This window comes from Marinobacter iranensis, assembly GCF_029207565.1.
GTDB lineage: Bacteria > Pseudomonadota > Gammaproteobacteria > Pseudomonadales > Oleiphilaceae > Marinobacter > Marinobacter iranensis.
Map to the genome: position 1 here is coordinate 1 of NZ_JANCMW010000032.1, position 1,240 is coordinate 1,240.

Sequence of the window (1,240 nt, forward strand, 5' to 3'; positions counted from 1 at the left end):
TGTAGTGGTTCAATGATTCCGGACACCAACGTAGGTGGTAATATCACCACCATAAACGAGGTGTCTGATGACCAGAAAGCGACGTTCTTTTTCTCCTGAGTTCAAACAGGAAGCAGCCAGCTTGGTGCTGGATCAAGGTTACACGATTCCCCAGGCGAGCGTGTCCCTGGGAATTGGTGAAAGCGCTATCCGGCGCTGGGTTAACCAACTGACCGAGGAGCGTGACGGTGTCACCCCGAAGGGCAAGGCGTTAACCCCGGAGCAGCGCCGTATTCAGGAGCTGGAAGCCCGCTGCAAGCGCCTTGAGCAGGAGAAAGACATACTAAAAAAGGCTACCGCTCTCTTGATGTCGGACGACATGAATCGTACGCGCTGATAGACCAGTTGAGTGAGCGAATGCCCGTTGAAATGGTCTGCAATGCGTTTGATATCAGTCGTTCCAGCTATTACGAGTACCGTCAACGGCGAAACCATGTGGATGTGGAGCGTTTGGCCCTGAAGGCTCAGGTAAACCGCCTGTTTACCAAGAGCCGCAGTTCCGCCGGAAGCCGGACAATCAAAGGCCTGCTCAGTGAAGAAGGCGTTGTCATCGGCCGCTTCAAGGTTCGAAGACTGATGAGTGAGCTGGGGCTAATCTGTAAGCAGCCAGGCCCTCATGCTTACAAGCAGGCCACCGTTGAGCGGCCGGATATTCCGAACCATCTGGCTCGTGAGTTTACGGTAGACCAGCCCAATCAGGCGTGGTGTGGTGACATCACCTATGTATGGAGCGGCCAGCGGTGGAGTTATCTGGCTGTCGTGCTGGATCTGTATGCCCGACGCGTTGTTGGTTGGGCGATGTCATCCAGTCCGGATGCGGACCTGGTTGTAAAAGCTCTGGATCACGCCTGGGAACAGCGTGGTCGGCCAGAGAAGGTCATGTTCCACTCGGATCAGGGAAGCCAGTATGCCAGCCGTAAGTTCCGCCAGAGGCTCTGGCGCTATCGAATGACACAAAGCATGAGCCGACGTGGCAACTGCTGGGACAACGCACCGATGGAGAGACTGTTCCGGAGTCTGAAATCTGAGTGGATACCGGCCTTGGGATACCGGAACCTACCTGAGGCTAAAAAAGATGTTGGTGGCTATCTGATGGAATACTACAACCGGCAACGACCTCACGCATTCAACGACGGCATTTCGCCGGTTGCGGCTGAGGAAAACCTTAAAATACTGTCCGGGATTAGTTGACCACTACAAC

Annotated in this window: 1 protein-coding gene; it reads left to right on the forward strand. The window is 54.6% G+C overall.

What is annotated here, in order from left to right; translation table 11 throughout:
* The first annotated feature begins 67 nt into the window (after positions 1 to 67).
* A protein-coding gene (locus tag NLU14_RS21295) for an IS3 family transposase (protein WP_275710400.1) occupies positions 68 to 1,230 on the forward strand; the annotation gives its coding sequence in 2 pieces (ribosomal slippage) (positions 68 to 323 and positions 323 to 1,230; 1,164 coding nt in all).
* Positions 1,231 to 1,240 lie beyond the last annotated feature (10 nt).